This is a genomic window from Streptomyces sp. NPDC048664, from assembly GCF_040650555.1.
GTDB lineage: Bacteria > Actinomycetota > Actinomycetes > Streptomycetales > Streptomycetaceae > Streptomyces.
The window spans coordinates 20,303-37,863 of record NZ_JBEZHK010000021.1; the positions used below are offsets into that span (position 1 = coordinate 20,303).

The window sequence follows — 17,561 nt, forward strand, 5'->3', positions numbered from 1 at the left end:
CCTGGCCCCTGCCCCTCCGGTCAGTCGTCGGTGGGGTGGGGCATGCGGGGGCCGTCCAGTTCGACCGCCGTGCAGCGCCAGCGCTGGTCCGGGTCCTGTTCCAGGCGGAACGCCATCGCCCGGAGCCGGTCGCCCGCGGCGATCCGGGCGAACACCTCGATGGCGCCGGCACGGGGGACGAAGTAGCCGATGTCCCGGACGACCGGGCGCTGGCCCCCGGCGCGCAGCGGGCCGCGTTCGGCGAGCCAGGCGAGTTCGTCGTAGGCCCGGCCCCGGGTGTGGCGGAGCATGCTGTGCACGGGACGGGTCCCGCTCAGTACGCACAGCAGCCGCTCGGCGAAGAGATCGGTCGGCCGGGGCCGGGGGGCGGGAGGCTTCGCGCGGGGTGCCTCCCGGCGCGTGCCGGGGGCCGTGGTGGCCGGGCGGCGGGTGTCGTGGCGTACGGGAGGGCGGCCGCCCGGGTGGCGTCCGGTGCCGGCCGAGAGCGTGTTCCTTGTCATCACCTTGTTCATCGAGATCCCCGTCTCGCGGGACCGGCGGGTACCGGTCGGTAACTCTCGTGGGGATCCTGGCGGCGACGGGGCCGGTCCACGACGCTGCGCAAGGGCCCGGCGGGAGGCGGAGAGGTTCACCTATCAGGGTGAGGGGCCGGGCGGAATTCCTGGCGGCGGCTGAGGGGCACCGGGTGACCCGCCGGGACGCGGGCTGACGGTGGCGCAGGGGTCTGCCGGGGCCCGAAGGGGGACGCCCGCACGTATCCTGGGATGACTCGCCGGTGCCCTCACCTGGGCCGTCCGGCGGCCCTGACCGACTACGAAAGCGGCTCACCATGCGCGTCTACGTCCCCCTGACCCTCTCCGGTCTCGCCGAGGCGTACAGGACGGGTGAGCTGGGCGCGGGGCCGTTCGTCGCGTACGCCGTGACACCCGCGCTGCGCGAGTGGTACCTCTCCGACGACATCGAGGAGCTGGAGTACGCGGCGCTGAGCCGGGCCGCGCTCGCCTCGCTGCGCCTGCTGGCGGCGGACCCGAAGGCACCGCGCCGCAGGGCGGTCGTCGCGGTCGACGTACCGGACGGCACGGCGGTGGCCGATCCGGACCGCGGTCTCGACCCCGTCGCGCTCGGCGAGGTGACGGTGAGCGGGACCGTGCCGTTGTCCAAGGCCGCCGCGGTGCACGCCGACGCGGACGACGCCGACGCGGATGTGACGGCGGCCGCCGAGGCGCTGGGGAAGGCGGACCGCGGCGACGACGACGCGCAGTTCGTCGTGGACGGCGCCGAGGACCACGAGCTGCTCTGGTACGCGACCCAGGAGATCCCGAACCTGCTGGGCCGTACCGGCTGACCGGCCGACCGCGCGACCCGCCGACCGGGTAGTTTCTGTGGCATGGGGACGCACGACAACGCGCACATCGTCTGGGACTGGAACGGCACGCTGTTCCACGACAACGAGGCGATCATCGGGGCGACGAACGCCGCCTTCGTCGAGCTGGGGCTTGAGCCGATCACGCTGGAGAAGTACCGGGCGCTGTACTGCGTGCCGGTGCCGAAGTTCTACGAGCGGCTGATCGGACGGCTGCCGACGGACACGGAGTGGGAGGTCATGGACGAGATCTTCCACCGCTACTACGCGGAGCACCGGCACGGCTGCGGGCTCACCGAGGGAGTGGCCGAACTGCTCGCGGGATGGCGTTCGGCGGGCCGCAGCCAGTCGATCCTGAGCATGTACGTGCACGAGGAACTGGTCCCGCTGGTCCGGGGGTTCGGGATCGAGGCGCACTTCGTGCGGGTCGACGGGCGCACCGGCCCGTCCGGCGGGAGCAAGGCCGAGCACATGGTGCGGCATCTCCAGGCGCTCGACGGCGTCGACCCGTCGCGCACCGTGGTGATCGGTGACGCGGCGGACGACGCGGTGGCGGCACGGTACGTGGGCGCGCGGGCGGTGCTGTACACGGGCGGTTCCCATGGGCGGGCCAGCCTGGAGCAGGTCGGCGTCCCGGTGGTGGACTCGCTCCAGGAGGCGGTCGAGGAGGCCGAGCGGCTGGTGAGGTGAGCGCCGCTCCCGGCCGTCAGGTCACCGGTGCCTTCGCGCGCAGGATCGCCAGGAACTCGCGCATCCAGCCCGGGTGGTCCGGCCAGCCGCGGGAGGAGACGAGGGTGCCGTCCACCACCGTCTCGGCGTCCCGGAAGGTGGCCCCGGCCGCCTGCATGTCCAGTTCCAGGGCCGGATAGGCGGTCACGCGGCGTCCGTGCAGCGCGTCGACCGCCGCGGTGAGCAGCGGACCGTGGCAGATCTGGGCGACCGGCTTGTCGGTGTCGAAGAACGACTTGAGGATCTTGCGGAGCTCGGGATCGTTGCGGAGGTACTCCGGGGCGCGCCCGCCGGGGACGACGACCGCGACGTAGTCCCCGGGGTCGACCTCGGAGAAGGCGAGGTCGGCGGGCCAGCTGTAGCCGGGCTTCTCGGTGTAGGTGTCGAAGCCGGGCTCGACGTCATGGACGACGAAGCGGAGGGTCTTGCGGGTCGGGGCCGCGATATGGACCTCGTAGCCCTCCTCGCGCAGACGCTGGTAGGGGTAAAGGACCTCCATCGACTCGGCGGCGTCGCCGGTGACGATCAGGATCTTCTGCGTCATCGTGGCTGTGCTCCCTCGCTCGTGCGGACGGCCCCCGCACCCGCCCGTACCGCTCGTACAGCGGTGTTCACCGCTCGTACGGCCGTGCTAGAGCCCCTCGGGCCGGCCGTGGGAACGGTGCTCGTACGAGGGGTGCGTACGGTCATGCCCGTAGGGCCCCGTACCACCGTGCGCGTACGGCACCCCGCGCCGCGGCCCGTACAGCCATGCTCGCACCGTCGCACCCGCCCGGCATCGGGGCAGCACGCGGCGGTGCGACCCCGTGTCGCCGCCCAGGCTGTCCGGCCTGCACGGCATCGCCCGTCACGTCCCTGTGCAGATCGTCAAAGTTCGACCCCTGGTTTTGTACACATACGGCTCATGACGTGCCCCCCGTCGGGAGCGATAGCCTGGTGGCGTGATCAGCGCGATACGTCGCGGGGGCGTCAGCGCCCCTGCCCTGCGCCCGGTGAGCACGGAGGACATCCGTGACCGGGCGGCGGTCGCTGGTCTTCGCAGGCGGGGCCGGTCGAACAGGGCGCCGCAGGCGCCCGGCACGGCGACCGGGGCGCCATCGACGCCGAGGGCGCGCATCGCGCCGACAGCGGCGTCACCGTCGCCGAGGCCGGAGAAACCGGCCGACACCCCACCTCGCACCTCTCCAGGCGGCACGGCGTCGTATCCGACCGGACACCCCGCGTCACGACGTCACGTCGGAGAAGAGACCGAACTTCCTTCAACGTCTCGCAACGGCGCGCGACAGGAGCCAGAGGACAATGCAGACCAAGCTGGACGAAGCCAAGGCCGAGCTGCTCGAAAGGGCCGCACGGGTAGCTGAGAACAGCCCGGTCGGGGGGTATCTACCGACTGGGACGACGGGCGAGGGCACCCCGGACCGGGACACCGTGCTCGCGTTCCTCCAGCGCTACTACCTGCACACCGCCCCGGAGGACCTGGCCGACCGCGACCCGGTCGACGTCTTCGGAGCCGCCTTCTCGCACTACAGACTGGCCGAGACCCGCCCTCAGGGCACGGCCAACGTACGGGTCCACACCCCGACCGTCGAGGAGAACGGCTGGACGGGCAGCCACTCCGTCATCGAGGTCGTCACCGACGACATGCCCTTCCTGGTCGACTCCGTCACCAACGAGCTGTCGCGGCAGGGGCGCGGTATCCACGTCGTCATCCACCCCCAGTTCGTCGTCCGGCGCGACCTGACCGGCAACCTCCTGGAAGTGCTGCATGACGTGCCCGCCGGCGAGCTGCCGCACGACGCGCACATCGAGTCGTGGATCCACGTCGAGGCCGACCGCGAGACCGACCGGGCCGACCTGAAGCAGATCACCGCCGACCTGCGGCGTGTCCTGTCCGACGTCCGCGAGGCGGTCGAGGACTGGGAGAAGATGCGCGAGGCCGCGCTGCGGGTGGCCGAGGGCCTCCCGAAGGAGCCCGTGCCCCAGGAGGTGCCCGAGGCGGATCTGGTGGAGGCCGGGGAGCTGCTGCGCTGGCTGTCCGCCGACCACTTCACCTTCCTCGGCTACCGCGAGTACGAGCTGCGCGAGGACGACTGCCTGGCCGCCGTGCCCGGCACCGGGCTCGGCATACTGCGATCCGACCCGCACCACGCGGGTGACGACCAGCACCCCGTCAGCCCCTCCTTCGAGCGGCTGCCCGCCGACGCCCGGGCCAAGGCCCGCGAGCACAAGCTGCTGATCCTCACCAAGGCCAACAGCCGCGCCACCGTGCACCGCCCCTCGTACCTCGACTACGTGGGCGTGAAGAAGTTCGACGAGAACGGCAACGTCGTCGGCGAGCGCCGCTTCCTCGGCCTGTTCTCCTCCGCCGCCTACACCGAGTCCGTGCGCCGCGTGCCCGTCATCCGGCACAAGGTCGCCCAGGTCCTCGAGGGCGCCGGGTTCTCGCCGCACAGCCACGACGGCCGCGACCTGCTCCAGATCCTGGAGACCTACCCGCGCGACGAGCTGTTCCAGACCCCGGTGGACGAACTGCGCTCCATCGCCACCTCCGTCCTCTACCTCCAGGAACGCCGCCGGCTGCGGCTCTACCTGCGTCAGGACGAGTACGGGCGCTACTACTCGGCCCTGGTCTACCTCCCGCGCGACCGCTACACCACGGGCGTGCGCCTTCGGATCATCGACATCCTGAAGGAGGAACTCGGCGGCATCAGCGTCGACTTCACGGCCTGGAACACCGAGTCGATCCTCTCCCGGCTGCACTTCGTGGTCCGCGTCCCGCAGGGCACCGAGCTTCCCCAGCTGTCCGACGCGGACAAGGACCGCATCGAGGCCCGGCTGGTCGAGGCCGCCCGCTCCTGGGCGGACGCCTTCGGCGAGGCGCTGACCGCCGAACTCGGCGAGGAGCGCGCCGCCGAGCTCCTGCGCCGCTACGGCCACGCCTTCCCCGAGGGCTACAAGGCCGACCACACCCCGCGCGCCGCGGTCTCCGACCTGGTCCACCTCGAACAGCTCACCACAGAGGCGGGCGGCCGGAACTTCGCCCTGAGCCTGTACGAGCCCGTGGGCGGCGCGGCCGGCGAGCGCCGCTTCAAGATCTACCGCAAGGGCGAGGCCGTCTCGCTGTCCGCCGTGCTGCCCGTGCTCAGCCGCCTCGGCGTCGAGGTGGTGGACGAGCGGCCCTACGAGCTGCGCTGCACCGACCGCACGACCGCCTGGATCTACGACTTCGGTCTGCGGCTGCCCAAGGCGCTGACCGGGAACGGCGACTACCTCGGCGACGACGCCCGTGAGCGCTTCCAGGACGCCTTCGCGGCCACCTGGACCGGGCAGGCCGAGAACGACGGCTTCAACGCCCTCGTGCTGAGCGCCGGGCTCACCTGGCGGCAGGCGATGGTGCTGCGCGCGTACGCCAAGTACCTGCGGCAGGCTGGTTCGACCTTCAGCCAGGACTACATGGAGGACACCCTCCGCGACAACGTCCACACCACCCGGCTGCTGGTCTCCCTCTTCGAGGCGCGGATGTCCCCGGACCGCCAGCGCGCCGGTCTCGAACTGACCGACGCCCTGCTGGAGGAGCTGGACGCCGCCCTGGACCAGGTCGCCTCCCTGGACGAGGACCGGATCCTGCGGTCCTTCCTCACCCTGATCAAGGCGACGCTGCGCACCAACTTCTTCCAGCAGTCGGAAGGCGGCAAGCCGCACGACTACATCTCGATGAAGTTCGACCCGCAGGCCATCCCGGACCTTCCCGCGCCGCGCCCGGCGTTCGAGATCTGGGTGTACTCGCCGCGCGTCGAGGGCGTGCACCTGCGCTTCGGCAAGGTCGCGCGAGGCGGTCTGCGCTGGTCCGACCGGCGCGAGGACTTCCGTACCGAGATCCTCGGCCTGGTCAAGGCGCAGATGGTGAAGAACACCGTCATCGTGCCGGTCGGTGCGAAGGGCGGCTTCGTCGCCAAGCAGCTTCCCGACCCGGGCGCGGACCGGGACGCGTGGCTCGCCGAGGGCATCGCCAGCTACCGGACGTTCATCTCGGCGCTGCTCGACATCACCGACAACATGGTGGCCGGCGAGATCATGCCGCCCGCCGACGTGGTCCGGCACGACTCGGACGACACCTACCTGGTGGTCGCGGCGGACAAGGGCACGGCGACGTTCTCGGACATCGCCAACGAGGTCGCCGGGAAGTACAACTTCTGGCTCGGTGACGCCTTCGCCTCCGGCGGCTCGGCCGGCTACGACCACAAGAAGATGGGCATCACCGCCCGCGGCGCCTGGGAGTCCGTGAAGCGGCACTTCCGGGAGCTCGGCGTGGACACGCAGGCCGAGGACTTCACGGTCGTGGGCGTCGGCGACATGTCCGGCGACGTCTTCGGCAACGGCATGCTGCTCTCCGAGCACATCCGCCTGGTGGCGGCCTTCGACCACCGGCACATCTTCATCGACCCCGATCCCGACGCGGCGACCTCGTACGCGGAGCGCCGCCGCCTGTTCGAGCTGCCGCGCTCCTCGTGGGCCGACTACGACAGCGAGCTGCTGTCCGCCGGCGGCGGGGTGTTCCCCCGCTCGGCCAAGGCGATCCCGGTCAACGCGCACATCCGCGAGGCTCTCGGCATCGAGGGCACCGTCACCAAGATGACCCCGGCCGACCTGATGCGGGCCATCCTGAGGGCGCCCGTCGACCTGCTGTGGAACGGCGGCATCGGCACCTACGTCAAGTCGTCGGCGGAGTCGAACGCGGACGTCGGCGACAAGGCGAACGACGCCATCCGCGTGGACGGCGCCGACCTGCGGGTCAACGTCGTCGGCGAGGGCGGCAACCTCGGCCTGACCCAGCTCGGCCGGATCGAGTTCGCCCAGCACGGCGGCAAGATCAACACGGATGCCATCGACAACAGCGCGGGCGTGGACACCTCCGACCACGAGGTGAACATCAAGATCCTGCTCAACGCGGTCGTGGCCAACGGCGACCTGACGGTCAAGCAGCGCAACCAGCTGCTCGCGGAGATGACCGACGAGGTCGGCGCGCTGGTGCTGCGCAACAACTACGCGCAGAACACGGCCATCGCCAACGCCCTGTTCCAGTCGAAGGACATGCTCCACGCGCAGGCGCGCTTCCTGCGCCACCTGGTGCGCGAGGGCCACCTCGACCGGGCCCTGGAGTTCCTGCCCACCGACCGGCAGATCCGCGAGCGCCTGAGCGGCGGACAGGGCCTGACCGGGCCCGAGACCGCCGTCCTGCTGGCGTACACGAAGATCACGGTGTCCAAGGAGCTGCTGGAGACGCCGCTGCCCGACGACCCGTATCTGCGCAGCCTGCTGCACGAGTACTTCCCGACGGCGCTGCGCGAGAGGTTCTCCGAGCAGATCGACGCCCACGCGCTGAGCCGTGAGATCGTGACGACCCTGCTCGTCAACGACACGGTCAACACGGGCGGCACGAGCTTCCTGCACCGCATGCGCGAGGAGACCGGCGCCTCGCTGGAGGAGATCGTCCGGGCGCAGACCGCGTCCCGCGTGATCTTCAACGCGGGCGCCGTGTGGGACGCGGTGGAGGAGCTGGACAACCGGGTGGACGCCGACGTCCAGACCCGTATCCGGCTGCACTCGCGCCGGCTGGTCGAGCGCGGTACGCGCTGGCTGCTCAACAACCGGCCGCAGCCGCTGGAGCTGACCGACACGATCGCGTTCTTCAGGGACCGGGTCGAGCAGGTCTGGAGCGAACTGCCCAAGCTGATGCGCGGCGCCGACCTGGAGTGGTGGGAGAAGATCCACGACGAGCTGATGGAGGCGGGTGTCCCGGACGAGCTCGCCACGCGCGTGGCCGGGTTCTCCTCCGCCTTCCCCGCGCTCGACGTGGTCTCGGTCGCCGACCGCACGGGCCAGGACCCGCTGGCCGTCGCCGAGGTCTACTACGACCTCGCCGACCGGCTGCGGATCACCCAGCTCATGGACCGCATCATCGAGCTGCCGCGCGCGGACCGGTGGCAGTCCATGGCCCGTGCCGCCATCCGCGAGGACCTGTACGCGGCGCACGCGGGTCTGACGGCCGACGTCCTGTCGGTGGGCAACGGCAGCGACACGCCCGAGCAGCGGTTCACCGCCTGGGAGGACAAGAACGCGGCGATCCTGGCGCGGGCGCGGACCACGCTCGACGAGATCGCCGGCTCGGACGCGTTCGACCTGGCGAACCTCTCGGTGGCCATGCGGACGATGCGGACTCTGCTGCGCACGCGCAGCTAGGTTTCTGCGAGGATGCGGGACACCGCACGGCCAGGCCGTGCGGTGTCCCGCATCCCGTTCTCCTGGGCTCCTTGCCGATCCTTGGGGGAATTCTGAATCCGGGCTTACCTCTTCCTGCTAAACGGGGCATTCGGGCCAAGGTCTGGCCCCTCGTCCGACAAGCGTGAAGGACCCGCACCCGTGTCAGTGAACCTCTCCGAGCGGCGGCCCGCGGTCGCCCGCCCGGTAGCCGAGCCCGTCGCCCCCGTACCCGTGCGGGCGGCCAGACGGGCGCGGCGGATCGCGGTCGAGGTGGCCAAGTTCGGCGTCGTCGGCGGCAGCGGTGTCGCGGTCAACTTCCTCGTCTTCAACGTCCTGCTGCACGGACTGCGATGGGCGCCGATGACGGCGACCGTGCTCGCCAGCGTCGTCGCGATGGGCACCAACTACCTGGGCTTCCGCTTCTTCGCCTACCGGGACCGCGCCTCGCGCTCCCGCGGGCAGATCCTGCTGTTCTTCGCCTTCAGCGGCATCGGCGTGGTGATGGAGAGCCTGCTGTTCTACGCCGGCTACCACGGGCTGGCCATGAGCGACCCGCTGTGGTCCAACGTGGCCAAGGCGTTCTCCATCGTCCTGGCGTCCGCGTTCCGCTTCCTGGTGTACCGGACCTGGGTGTTCCAGCACGGCGCGAAGAGGGGTCCGGGCGCGCGATGAGTATCGCCTCGACCACGGGAACGAACGGCCCCGGCCCGTCCGGCGGGCCGGGACGGCGGCGTCCCTGGACGGCCCTCGCCGCCGCCGGCACGCCCCGCGGAGCCGCGGGAGCCGTGCTGTGGGCGGCGGCGGCACTGCTCACGGTGCTGATGCTGCTGGTGATCGTACGGCTGCCCTGGGCCGGTGACCTGGGCATGCACGCCGCGACCGTGGAACGGCTGCGGCGCCATCTGACGGACCCGGGCAACCCCCTGGTCGACGAGAACACGCCGAGCCCCTACTACTCGCCGTGGACCGTCTTCCTCGGCGTCCTCGCCCGCCTCACCGGAGCCTCCGTCTGGGTGGTGCTGCGCGCCGGTGCGCTGATCAGCCTGACGCTGCTGCTCACCGGGGTGTGGCGTTACGTCCGCGCGCTCGGCTCCGGCCGTCTCGCGCCGCCGCTCGCGCTGCTGTGCCTGGTGCTCCTGTGGGGCACGCAGGTGTTCAACTGGAGCGGTTTCCTCGGGCTGAACTCGCTGGCGCTGACGGTGGCCTATCCGAGCGTGTTCGCCCTGGGGCTCGCCTTCCACTTCTGGGCGACGCTGAGCCGGGCGCTGAAGGACCCGCCCGCCGGATGGACCCTCTTCCTCGGCCTCGGCGCGATGTGGGCGGCGATCCTGCTCAGCCACCAGTTCACCGGGGTGGTGGCGACGCTGGGCGCGCTGGCGACGGTCGGGGGAGCACGGACGGCACGCCTCGTGTGGCCGAGGCTCGCGGCGGCGGTCGCGCTCGGCGTCGCGATCCTCGCCCTGTGGCCCTACTACGACTTCTTCGGCCTGTTCGGCGTCGGTGGGCTCGAAGCCATCCACCGCCCGCTCTACCAGCACCTGTTCGCGCGGTTCTGCCTCGTGCTGCTCGGTGTGGCGGCGCTGGCCGTCCGGGCGCGCAGGGACCGGCGGGACCCGCTGGTGCTGTTCTTCCTGCTCGGCGTGCTGGTGTTCGCGGCGGGCGGCCTGAGCGGCCACTACTCTTGGGGGCGGGCGCTTCCGGCGGTGGTGATCCCGGCGCAGCTGGCGGCGGCCGTGGAGGTGGCCGGGGCGGCACGGGGCAGGGCGCGGGCCGTGGCGGCCGGGGTGCTGGCCCTCGCGCTGGCCGCGGGCGCGTGGACGCAGGCGCAGACCGTGGGGTACGTGGTGGGCGGCAAGGCCCTGCCCGGGCCCCTCGCCGCGAAGTACCACAAGCCGTGGGTGGGCTACCACTGGATCACGCCCTGGGTGGGCTACGGCGACGTGGTGATGGCGAAGACCTTCCCGGCCCGGCAGATCGCCGCGTACGGGCCCTACACCGTGCAGCCCGGGTATCCGGACTTCTTCCTGCCGGACCAGGCGAAGCGGGACGCGGCCGTGGAGACCTACTTCGGTGCCGGCCACTCGCGTGCCGCGCGGCTCGCCGTACTGCACGAGTACGGGGTGCGCTGGGTGGTGCAGTGGCCCTCGGACGGCGGACTGCCGCCCAGGGACCCGGCGTTGCGCAAGGTGGCCACGGGACCCGGCGGCCGGCTGCTGTACGAGGTCGTGCGCTGATCGGTCCCGTTCCACCGAGGACGGCCGCCGACGCGACGGGGCGGTGAGGGCCACCTGCCCTCACCGCCCCGCGCGGCGTTCCGTACTAGCGCAGCGCGCTCTTGACCAGCCGGGCCGCTCGCCGCACCCGTGGGCCGGCCACCTTGCGGACCACCGGGCCGATCCGGGCCGTGACGCCCACCGGGCGCCAGCGGATCTGCAGGCGGCCGGGGCCGCGGCCCTCGGGCTCCACCGTCATCTCGTGCGGCAGCGTGCCGACATGGGTCGCCGTCCGGGATCGGAAGTCCAACGGGGCGAGGAGAATGCCCCAGTTGGTCAAGCCCTGCTGCTCCAGGCGCAGTTGCGGGTGGCGGATGCCCTCGAAGCCCTGCACGGGCAGTTGTGCCGCCCCCAGGTCGAGGCGCACGTTCCCCTCGAACACACCGGGGCGCACCGGGTCGAGACGGAAGGCCGTCACCAGGCGGCGCCTCGCGGGCGAGACCACCACACTCGCCCGCTGCGGTCCCACCGGAAGCCGCAGCCCCGGGTCGTAGGTGCGCACGGTCAGATCGACCGAGGCGCCGGGACCCGGTGTCACGGAGGTGATCTCGTGGCGGAACAGGGCGCTCGGGAAGGGCCGGAACTCCAGCTCCAGGTCACGGACGTCGAGTTCACGCCGAGCCCCGTCGGACGAGGGCACGTGCGCGCCCCAGTACACGGCCCCCGACCCGTCCGTCACCGTCCGCGCCGGGGCGACCCCGTGGCCCAGCCCGCGCGCGGCCGACTGCGCCTCGGCCAGCCGGCCGTCGCGCACCAGCTGGATCACCACCCGCTCCGTGCGCGGCAGCCGGGCGAACGCGCCGGGCGCCAGCGTCTCGAGGTAGGGCGTCACCAGGTCCGCGAACCCGGCGAGCCACTCCTCGTCCCGGTAGGGCAGGTCACCGGCGTACATGCGGAAGTCGTGCTTGAGGAACTTGTAGTCCTTCTCCTCGCGCAGCCCCTCGTGCCCGCTCCCGGTCAGGAAGTCGTCGATCAGCGTCTGCACGTGGATGCGGTCGCGGACGTTCGACAGCTTGTGCCGCTGGTTGGAGATGGAGGCCGACTCCGCGGCCACGAACGGGGCGATGTACCAGCGGTACACCGGCTCCGGGACGACCGTGAAGGAGCGCGCCAGGCAGTACGCCTGCGCCGAGAACAGCTGGTCCTCGTAGTGGATGCCCTCGGGGAAGCGCAGCCCGTGCCGGTCGAGGAACTCGCGGCGGTACATCTTGCTGGTCGACAGGTGCTCGAACAGCAGGCCAGGTTCGGAGTCGATGCCCTCGACCGTGCGCCGTTCGGCGACCAGGTGCGGCATCCAGGTGGTGACGCGGCCGGTGTCCACGCGGACCCGCTCCACCGCGCCCATGGCGAAGTCGATCTCGCGCTCGCGGTGCGCGGCCAGCAGCAGTTCCACGGCGTTCGCGGGCAGTTCGTCGTCACTGTCCAGGAACATCAGATACGGCGCCCGGGCGATCTCGACGGCCCGGTTGCGCGGTGCGCTGCACCCGCCGCTGTTCTCGGGCAGCCGCAGATAGCGCACCCGCTCGTCCTGGGCCTCCAGCCGGCGCGCCACCGCGGGGGTGTCGTCCGTCGAGTGGTCGTCGCTGATGATCACTTCGATGTTGGAGTGGGTCTGCCGCAGCAGCGACTGGACCGCGCGCGGCAGGCGCTCCGCGTCGTTGAAGACGATGACGGTGATCGTCGCGTCGGGGGTCCGGGTCGTCGTCATCGCTCCATCGCCTCCTCGGGGGTCGGGGCCGGGGTCCGTTCGTCCACCGGGACGATCGGCGGCAGGGATTCCTCGCTCTCGCCGAGGAACACGCGGCGGACGACGCGTTCGGCGGCGTGCCCGTCGTCGAACTCGCAGAAGCGGCGCCGGAAGGCGGCCAGCGCCTTCATCGCCGCCTCGTCGCGCCAGGCGTCCGTCTCGAAGAGCGTCGCCAGCTCGTCCTGGCTGCGGGCCACCTGGCCCGGAGCGTGCTCCGTCAGGTCGAAGTAGACACCGCGGGTCTTCGCGTACGTCTCCCAGTCGTCGGCGAAGATCACGATCGGCCGGTTCAGGTTGGCGTAGTCGAACATGATCGACGAGTAGTCCGTGACCAGGGCGTCGGCCGCCAGGGAGAGTTCCTCCACGGGGTCGTACGACGACACGTCGATCACCCGGCCCGAGCGGCGCAGCCCGGTGAGGGGGGAGGCGGCCCCGCCGTAGAAGTAGTGGCCGCGCACCAGCAGGACCGTGTCCTCGCCGAGCCGGTCGGCGAGCGAGGCGAGGTCCAGGCGCGGGGTCCAGCCCGCCTCGTAGTCGCGGTGGGTGGGGGCGTAGAGGATGGCGCGGCGGTCCGGTGCGATGCCGAGCCGCTCCCGGATGGCGCGGACGTCCTGCGCCGTCGCCGAGTAGAAGACGTCGTTGCGCGGGTAGCCGTAGTCCAGCTCGGTGTAGCGCGAGGGGTAGGCGCGCTGCCACATGCGGGTGGAGTGGCTGTTGGCCGAGACGCTGTAGTCCCACTTGTCGATGCGGGCCAGCAGGGCGTCGAAGTCCAGGCCCTTGGAGGCGGCCGGGAAGTCGACCTGGTCCAGGCCCATGCGCTTGAGCGGGGTGCCGTGATGGGTCTGGATGTGGACCGCGTCGGGCCGCTTCACCACGGAGTTGGGGAAGTTGACGTTGTTGACCAGGTACTTGGCCTTCGCCATCACGTCCCAGTAGCGGCGGGTGCCGGCGATGATGTGGTCGGTGCCGGGCGGCAGCAGCGCGGCCTTCTGCCGGGCGACCACCCACACGGGGTGGATGTGCGGGGCGAGTTCGGCGAGCTTCGCGGCGATGGCGGCCGGGTTGCAGGCCACCCCGCGGTCCCAGTAGGCGGAGAAGACGGCCAGGTCGGGGTCGACGGGCTCGCTCAGGGCCCGCCGGTAGCGGTAGTCGGTGAGCTTGGCGCCCACCGCGCGCTTGCCGGTCACGACCGCCGCCTTCACCCCGCGCCGCTTCTGGTTGGCGGCCTGGAAGGCGCGGTACTTGGTGTACGCGTTCTCCTCCAGGAGCGAGTGGCGGATGCCCTCGAAGCCGCCGGGGCGCTGGTGGTGCTCCGGGCGCCAGGCCACGGCGGCCCGGGACGCCCGGGCGAAGAACTCCCGGCCGACGTGGTCCGGCAGCGTGCTGCGGGCGAACGTGCGCAGCAGATCGCGCACCATCACGTCGTACAGGACCGCCCGGGGCCCCTCGGGGGCGCCCTGGTCCGCGAGGAGCCGGTGCAGGCGCTCGTACCGTTCGACGGCCGCGTACCGCTCGGTGGCGGTCACCGGCGGCAGGCTCTCCTCGCGCAGTTCCCGGGTCTCGTACGCCACCTGGTTGAGCGCGGCGATCTCGCGGGCGTGCAGGAGCAGGGCGAGGCAGACGTAGGTCTCGTCGTCCCGGAACTCGCCGTCCGCGACGTCCGCGGAGACGTCCTGGGAGCGCCAGAAGTCGGCGCGTATCACGCGATTGCCCAGGATCGACGTCAGCCGTACCAGCTGGGGGAAGTCGGCGAGCGGGACCGCGCGCCGGCCGGTCCGGGCCAGGAAGCGGCCGTCCTCGCTGGGTTCCGCCGAGGACTGCCAGGTGGAGCGGACGTGGTTGACGACCAGGACGTCCACCGAGTCGTCGAGTTCCGCCACGCGGTCGGCGATCATGCGCGCGGCGCCCGCGGGCACGCCGTCCCTGGCGTGCACGAAGTGCAGCCAGCGGCCGCTCGCCCGCTCGGCGCCCGCCGCGCGGGCCGCGCCGTCGCTGGTGCCGCCCGGCAGGGGCAGCACCACGATGCGCGAGTCCGTTGCCGCGCGCTGTTCGGCCTGCCGCCGGGCCCAGTCGCCGACGGCGGCGACGATCACCTCGGCCTCGGTGAACGGCTGGGCGGACAGGGCATCGAGGAGCTCGCCCAGATGACCTTGGGGATCGGGTCCGTGGACGATGATGCTCAGCCCTGGTTGCACGTGGCCTCCCTGTTCTTCGGACGTCCACGGCGGCACAGCTCGCGGCGGTTCCCCCTCGAACCGCGGGGAACCGCCGGTGGAACGTGTGGATGTCGGTGGGGGTGGATGGTGGAACGCCTCAAGAGGTCAGGGGCGCTTGGCCGGGGTGGCCGGGTTCTTGGGTTGGGGTGCGGCCTTGTCGCTGCCGCCCGTGAAGTCCTCGTACGCCTGGAGGACCTCCTCGGTGGGGCCGTCCATGCGCAGCTCGCCGCGCTCCAGCCACAGCACCCGGTCGCAGGTGTCCCGGATCGACTTGTTGTTGTGGCTCACCAGGAACACCGTGCCCGCCTCCTTGCGCAGCTCGCGGATGCGCTCCTCGGAGCGCTTCTGGAAGGAGCGGTCGCCGGTGGCCAGGGCCTCGTCGATCAGCAGGACGTCGTGGTCCTTGGCGGCGGCGATGGAGAAGCGCAGCCGGGCGGCCATGCCGGAGGAGTAGGTCCGCATGGGCAGCGTGATGAAGTCGCCCTTCTCGTTGATGCCGGAGAAGTCGACGATGTCCTGGTAGCGGGCCTTGACCTGCTCCCGGGACATGCCCATGGCCAGTCCGCCGAGGTAGACGTTGCGCTCGCCGGTCAGGTCGTTCATCAGGGCCGCGTTCACCCCGAGGAGGGAGGGCTGGCCGTGGGTGTAGATCCTGCCGTTCTCCACGGGCAGCAGGCCCGCGACGGCCTTGAGCAGCGTCGACTTGCCGGAGCCGTTGGTGCCGATGAGGCCGATGGCCTCGCCCTTGTAGGCGGTGAAGGTCACCTTCTTGACGGCGTGCACCCGGCGCACGCCCGCCGCCTTCTCCGCCTTCTCGCGGCGCATGATGCGGTTGAGCGCGGCGGTGGCGGAGCCGCGGCCGGCGCCGGTGCCGTTGACGCGGTAGACGATGTCGACGCCGTCGCAGATGACAGTGGGGACCGGCTTGTCGTTCAGGAGCTCAGCCACGGCCGTACCTCTCCTCTGCCTTCCAGAAGTAGATGAATCCGCCGACGCCCGCGAGCAGGGCCCAGCCCGTCGCGGCCAGCCACACGTGCGGGGGCAGCTGGTGGGCGTGGAAGCTGTCGATCAGCGCGAACCGCATGAGGTCGATGTAGACGGCGGCCGGGTTGGTCTGCAGCGCGATCGTCACCGCGTGCGGGAGATCGTCCGCCTTGGTCAGCTTGTCGATGCTCCACATGACGCCGGAGACGTACATCCAGGTGCGCAGGATGAACGGCATCAGCTGCGCGATGTCCGGGGTCTTCGCCCCCATCCGGGCCATGATCAGCGAGATGCCCGCGTTGAACACGAACTGGAGCACGAGCGCCGGGATCGCCAGCAGCCAGGAGGCCGAGACGGGCACGCCGAAGCAGAGCAGGATGACGATCAGGGCCGCCATCGAGAACAGCAGCTGCTGGAGCTGCTGGAGGCAGAAGGAGATGGGCAGGGCGGCGCGCGGGAAGTGCAGGGCGCGCACCAGGCCCAGGTTGCCGGAGACCGCGCGGGTGCCGGCCATGATCGAGCTCTGGGTGAACGTCCAGATGAACACGCCCGTCACCAGGAACGGGATGTAGTCCGGCACGTGCTTGCTGGTGCCCAGCAGGATGCCGAAGATGAAGTAGTAGACCGCCGCGTTCAGCAGCGGGGTCATGACCTGCCAGACCTGGCCGAGCTTCGCCTCGCTGTACTGCGCGGTGAGCTTCGCGGTGGCGAACGCCGTGATGAAGTGGCGGCGCGCCCACAGTTGCTGGACGTACTCGGGAAGGCTGGGGCGGGCACCGCTGACCGTCAGGCCGTACCGGGCGGCGAGCGCTGCCGGGGAACCGTCCGGATCGGTCGCTGTGGGGGGCGGTGTGTCGAGGACCTGGCTCACATCCGCTGCTTTCACTCGGGGGTCGGTCGCACGAACCGGTCCACAGACTTCCGCCGTACAAACCCCCAGTCTCGCGCCGCCATAAACCCGCTGGGTACCACTGCCCGGTTTTTCTCACTTTTCTTGCCGGGATCTTGTGTTCCTCTTGCGGGCTTGGCCTGCTCTTGGGGATTCGGGTTGCTTCTCTTTACGTCGGAACGGGACCGTATCGTCGTAACGTGAGCGTATGCCGATCCGACGTCGGAACGCAACCGTTTCGTCGTCACCGCCTATGCTGGACCGCATGACCACGAACGCCGACACTTCACAGGTGAAACGGCCCCGCCGGGCGCCCGCGGGTGCGGCCGTGCTCCGCGAGGACGTGACCGAGGCCATTCGCCTGGCCGTCTTCGGGGAACTCGCGGCCGTCGGCTACGCCCGTATGTCCATCGAGGGCATCGCGCGCCGGGCCGGTGTCGGCAAGACGGCGGTGTACCGGCGCTGGCGCTCCAAGCTGCACCTGGTGCTCGACCTGGTCTCGGCGGTGGCCGTCCAGGGCCTCCCGGCGCCGGACACCGGCTCCCTGGAGGGCGACCTCAGGCTGCTCTACGAGGTGACGTCCCGGGCCCTGCGCCACCCGGTGGCCGGCCAGATCATCCCGGACCTCCAGGCGGAGGCGGCGCGCAACCCGGAGATCGCCGAGGCCATGCAGAAGGCGCTGCGGGAGGGCCAGCAGAGCGTGGCGAGCGGCATCGTCGCCGCCGCCGTCGCCCGCGGCGAGATCGACGCGACCGCGGACGTCGACCTCGCCCTCGACCTGATCTCCGGGCCGCTGTACTGGCGCGCGGTGGTGGTCCGGGGCCCGAAGCTGCCGAAGGACTACCTGGCGGGCCTGGCCCGGGCCACGGCGGGAGCGCTCCGGGCGCTGTAGCGGGGCGGGCCCGGCGCGGGGATCCTCGTCCCCGTCCCGGGTGGGGGCATCGTCCGGTGGCCGCGTCCCGGAAGGCCGATCGCGACCACCGCCGCGCCCGCCGACCGCGGACGGCGCCCGGGCTCCAGGCCACCCTGCCCGGCGGTGGGGCCGGGATCGGCGGGAACGTGTCGTGTCCGCTCGGGCCGCGGGGCCCTGTCCCGTTCC

12 protein-coding genes are annotated in these 17,561 nt (G+C 71.5%); 6 read left to right on the plus strand and 6 right to left on the minus strand.

Translation table 11 applies throughout. From position 1 onward, the window contains the following. Positions 1-20: 20 nt before the first annotated feature. A complete protein-coding gene (locus AB0C59_RS22385; protein WP_363007185.1) occupies positions 21-512 on the minus strand; it encodes an Rv3235 family protein in 492 nt (163 codons plus the stop codon). A 317-nt stretch (positions 513-829) separates the two neighbouring features. Here AB0C59_RS22385 and AB0C59_RS22390 point away from each other — a divergent pair, with 317 nt between their 5' ends. Both AB0C59_RS22390 and AB0C59_RS22395 read left to right on the plus strand, forming a co-directional pair. Beyond that, the gene (locus AB0C59_RS22390; protein WP_363007187.1) at positions 830-1,345 is read left to right on the plus strand and encodes a hypothetical protein; all 516 of its coding nucleotides are present in this window, start codon (positions 830-832) and stop codon (positions 1,343-1,345) included. Between the two features lie 42 nt (positions 1,346-1,387). Then, positions 1,388-2,053 (plus strand): HAD family hydrolase, encoded by a 666-nt coding sequence (locus tag AB0C59_RS22395; RefSeq protein WP_363007189.1) that lies wholly within the window; start codon positions 1,388-1,390, stop codon positions 2,051-2,053. 16 nt (positions 2,054-2,069) lie between these two features. Here the strand turns inward: AB0C59_RS22395 and AB0C59_RS22400 are convergent, their stop codons facing one another. After that, complete coding sequence (locus AB0C59_RS22400) at positions 2,070-2,636, minus strand: DJ-1/PfpI family protein (RefSeq protein WP_363007191.1); 567 nt, start codon at positions 2,634-2,636, stop codon at positions 2,070-2,072. Between the two features lie 755 nt (positions 2,637-3,391). Here AB0C59_RS22400 and AB0C59_RS22405 point away from each other — a divergent pair. The 3 genes from AB0C59_RS22405 (at position 3,392) to AB0C59_RS22415 (ending at position 10,587) form a co-directional block, all read left to right on the plus strand. Further along, on the plus strand, positions 3,392-8,332 hold the full coding sequence (locus AB0C59_RS22405; RefSeq protein ID WP_363007193.1) for an NAD-glutamate dehydrogenase: 4,941 nt from the start codon (positions 3,392-3,394) through the stop codon (positions 8,330-8,332). A gap of 180 nt (positions 8,333-8,512) precedes the next feature. After that, positions 8,513-9,025 carry a GtrA family protein gene (locus AB0C59_RS22410; RefSeq protein ID WP_363007195.1) on the plus strand — a complete coding sequence of 171 codons (513 nt, stop codon included), beginning with the start codon at positions 8,513-8,515 and terminating at the stop codon, positions 9,023-9,025. A gap of 149 nt (positions 9,026-9,174) precedes the next feature. Beyond that, positions 9,175-10,587 carry a hypothetical protein gene (locus AB0C59_RS22415; RefSeq protein WP_363007376.1) on the plus strand — a complete coding sequence of 471 codons (1,413 nt, stop codon included), beginning with the start codon at positions 9,175-9,177 and terminating at the stop codon, positions 10,585-10,587. Positions 10,588-10,672: 85 nt separating this feature from the next. Here the strand turns inward: AB0C59_RS22415 and AB0C59_RS22420 are convergent, their stop codons facing one another. The 4 genes from AB0C59_RS22420 to AB0C59_RS22435 all read right to left on the minus strand — a co-directional run bounded on the left by AB0C59_RS22420 (position 10,673) and on the right by AB0C59_RS22435 (position 16,444). Then, positions 10,673-12,334 carry a glycosyltransferase family 2 protein gene (locus AB0C59_RS22420; protein WP_363007197.1) on the minus strand — a complete coding sequence of 554 codons (1,662 nt, stop codon included), beginning with the start codon at positions 12,332-12,334 and terminating at the stop codon, positions 10,673-10,675. Beyond that, on the minus strand, positions 12,331-14,568 hold the full coding sequence (locus AB0C59_RS22425) for a CDP-glycerol glycerophosphotransferase family protein (RefSeq protein ID WP_363007199.1): 2,238 nt from the start codon (positions 14,566-14,568) through the stop codon (positions 12,331-12,333). The genes AB0C59_RS22420 and AB0C59_RS22425 overlap by 4 nt, the downstream gene beginning before the upstream one ends. A gap of 126 nt (positions 14,569-14,694) precedes the next feature. Beyond that, positions 14,695-15,537 (minus strand): ABC transporter ATP-binding protein, encoded by an 843-nt coding sequence (locus AB0C59_RS22430; RefSeq protein ID WP_363007201.1) that lies wholly within the window; start codon positions 15,535-15,537, stop codon positions 14,695-14,697. Then, positions 15,530-16,444 carry an ABC transporter permease gene (locus AB0C59_RS22435; protein ID WP_363007203.1) on the minus strand — a complete coding sequence of 305 codons (915 nt, stop codon included), beginning with the start codon at positions 16,442-16,444 and terminating at the stop codon, positions 15,530-15,532. The genes AB0C59_RS22430 and AB0C59_RS22435 overlap by 8 nt, the downstream gene beginning before the upstream one ends. 283 nt (positions 16,445-16,727) lie before the next feature. On the opposite strand from AB0C59_RS22435, the gene AB0C59_RS22440 reads away from it, so the two are divergent. Further along, on the plus strand, positions 16,728-17,354 hold the full coding sequence (locus AB0C59_RS22440; RefSeq protein ID WP_363007205.1) for a TetR/AcrR family transcriptional regulator: 627 nt from the start codon (positions 16,728-16,730) through the stop codon (positions 17,352-17,354). Positions 17,355-17,561: the final 207 nt, after the last annotated feature.

Excerpts from the sequence above, each read along its gene's own strand:
- AB0C59_RS22385 (WP_363007185.1), bottom strand. The coding sequence starts at position 512 with ATGAACAAGGTGATGACAAGGAACACGCTCTCGGCCGGCACCGGACGC.
- AB0C59_RS22440 (WP_363007205.1), top strand. The coding sequence starts at position 16,728 with ATGACCACGAACGCCGACACTTCACAGGTGAAACGGCCCCGCCGGGCG.
- AB0C59_RS22390 (WP_363007187.1), top strand. The coding sequence starts at position 830 with ATGCGCGTCTACGTCCCCCTGACCCTCTCCGGTCTCGCCGAGGCGTAC.
- AB0C59_RS22395 (WP_363007189.1), top strand. The coding sequence starts at position 1,388 with ATGGGGACGCACGACAACGCGCACATCGTCTGGGACTGGAACGGCACG.
- AB0C59_RS22415 (WP_363007376.1), top strand. The coding sequence starts at position 9,175 with ATGCTGCTGGTGATCGTACGGCTGCCCTGGGCCGGTGACCTGGGCATG.
- AB0C59_RS22405 (WP_363007193.1), top strand. The coding sequence starts at position 3,392 with ATGCAGACCAAGCTGGACGAAGCCAAGGCCGAGCTGCTCGAAAGGGCC.
- AB0C59_RS22400 (WP_363007191.1), bottom strand. The coding sequence starts at position 2,636 with ATGACGCAGAAGATCCTGATCGTCACCGGCGACGCCGCCGAGTCGATG.
- AB0C59_RS22420 (WP_363007197.1), bottom strand. The coding sequence starts at position 12,334 with ATGACGACGACCCGGACCCCCGACGCGACGATCACCGTCATCGTCTTC.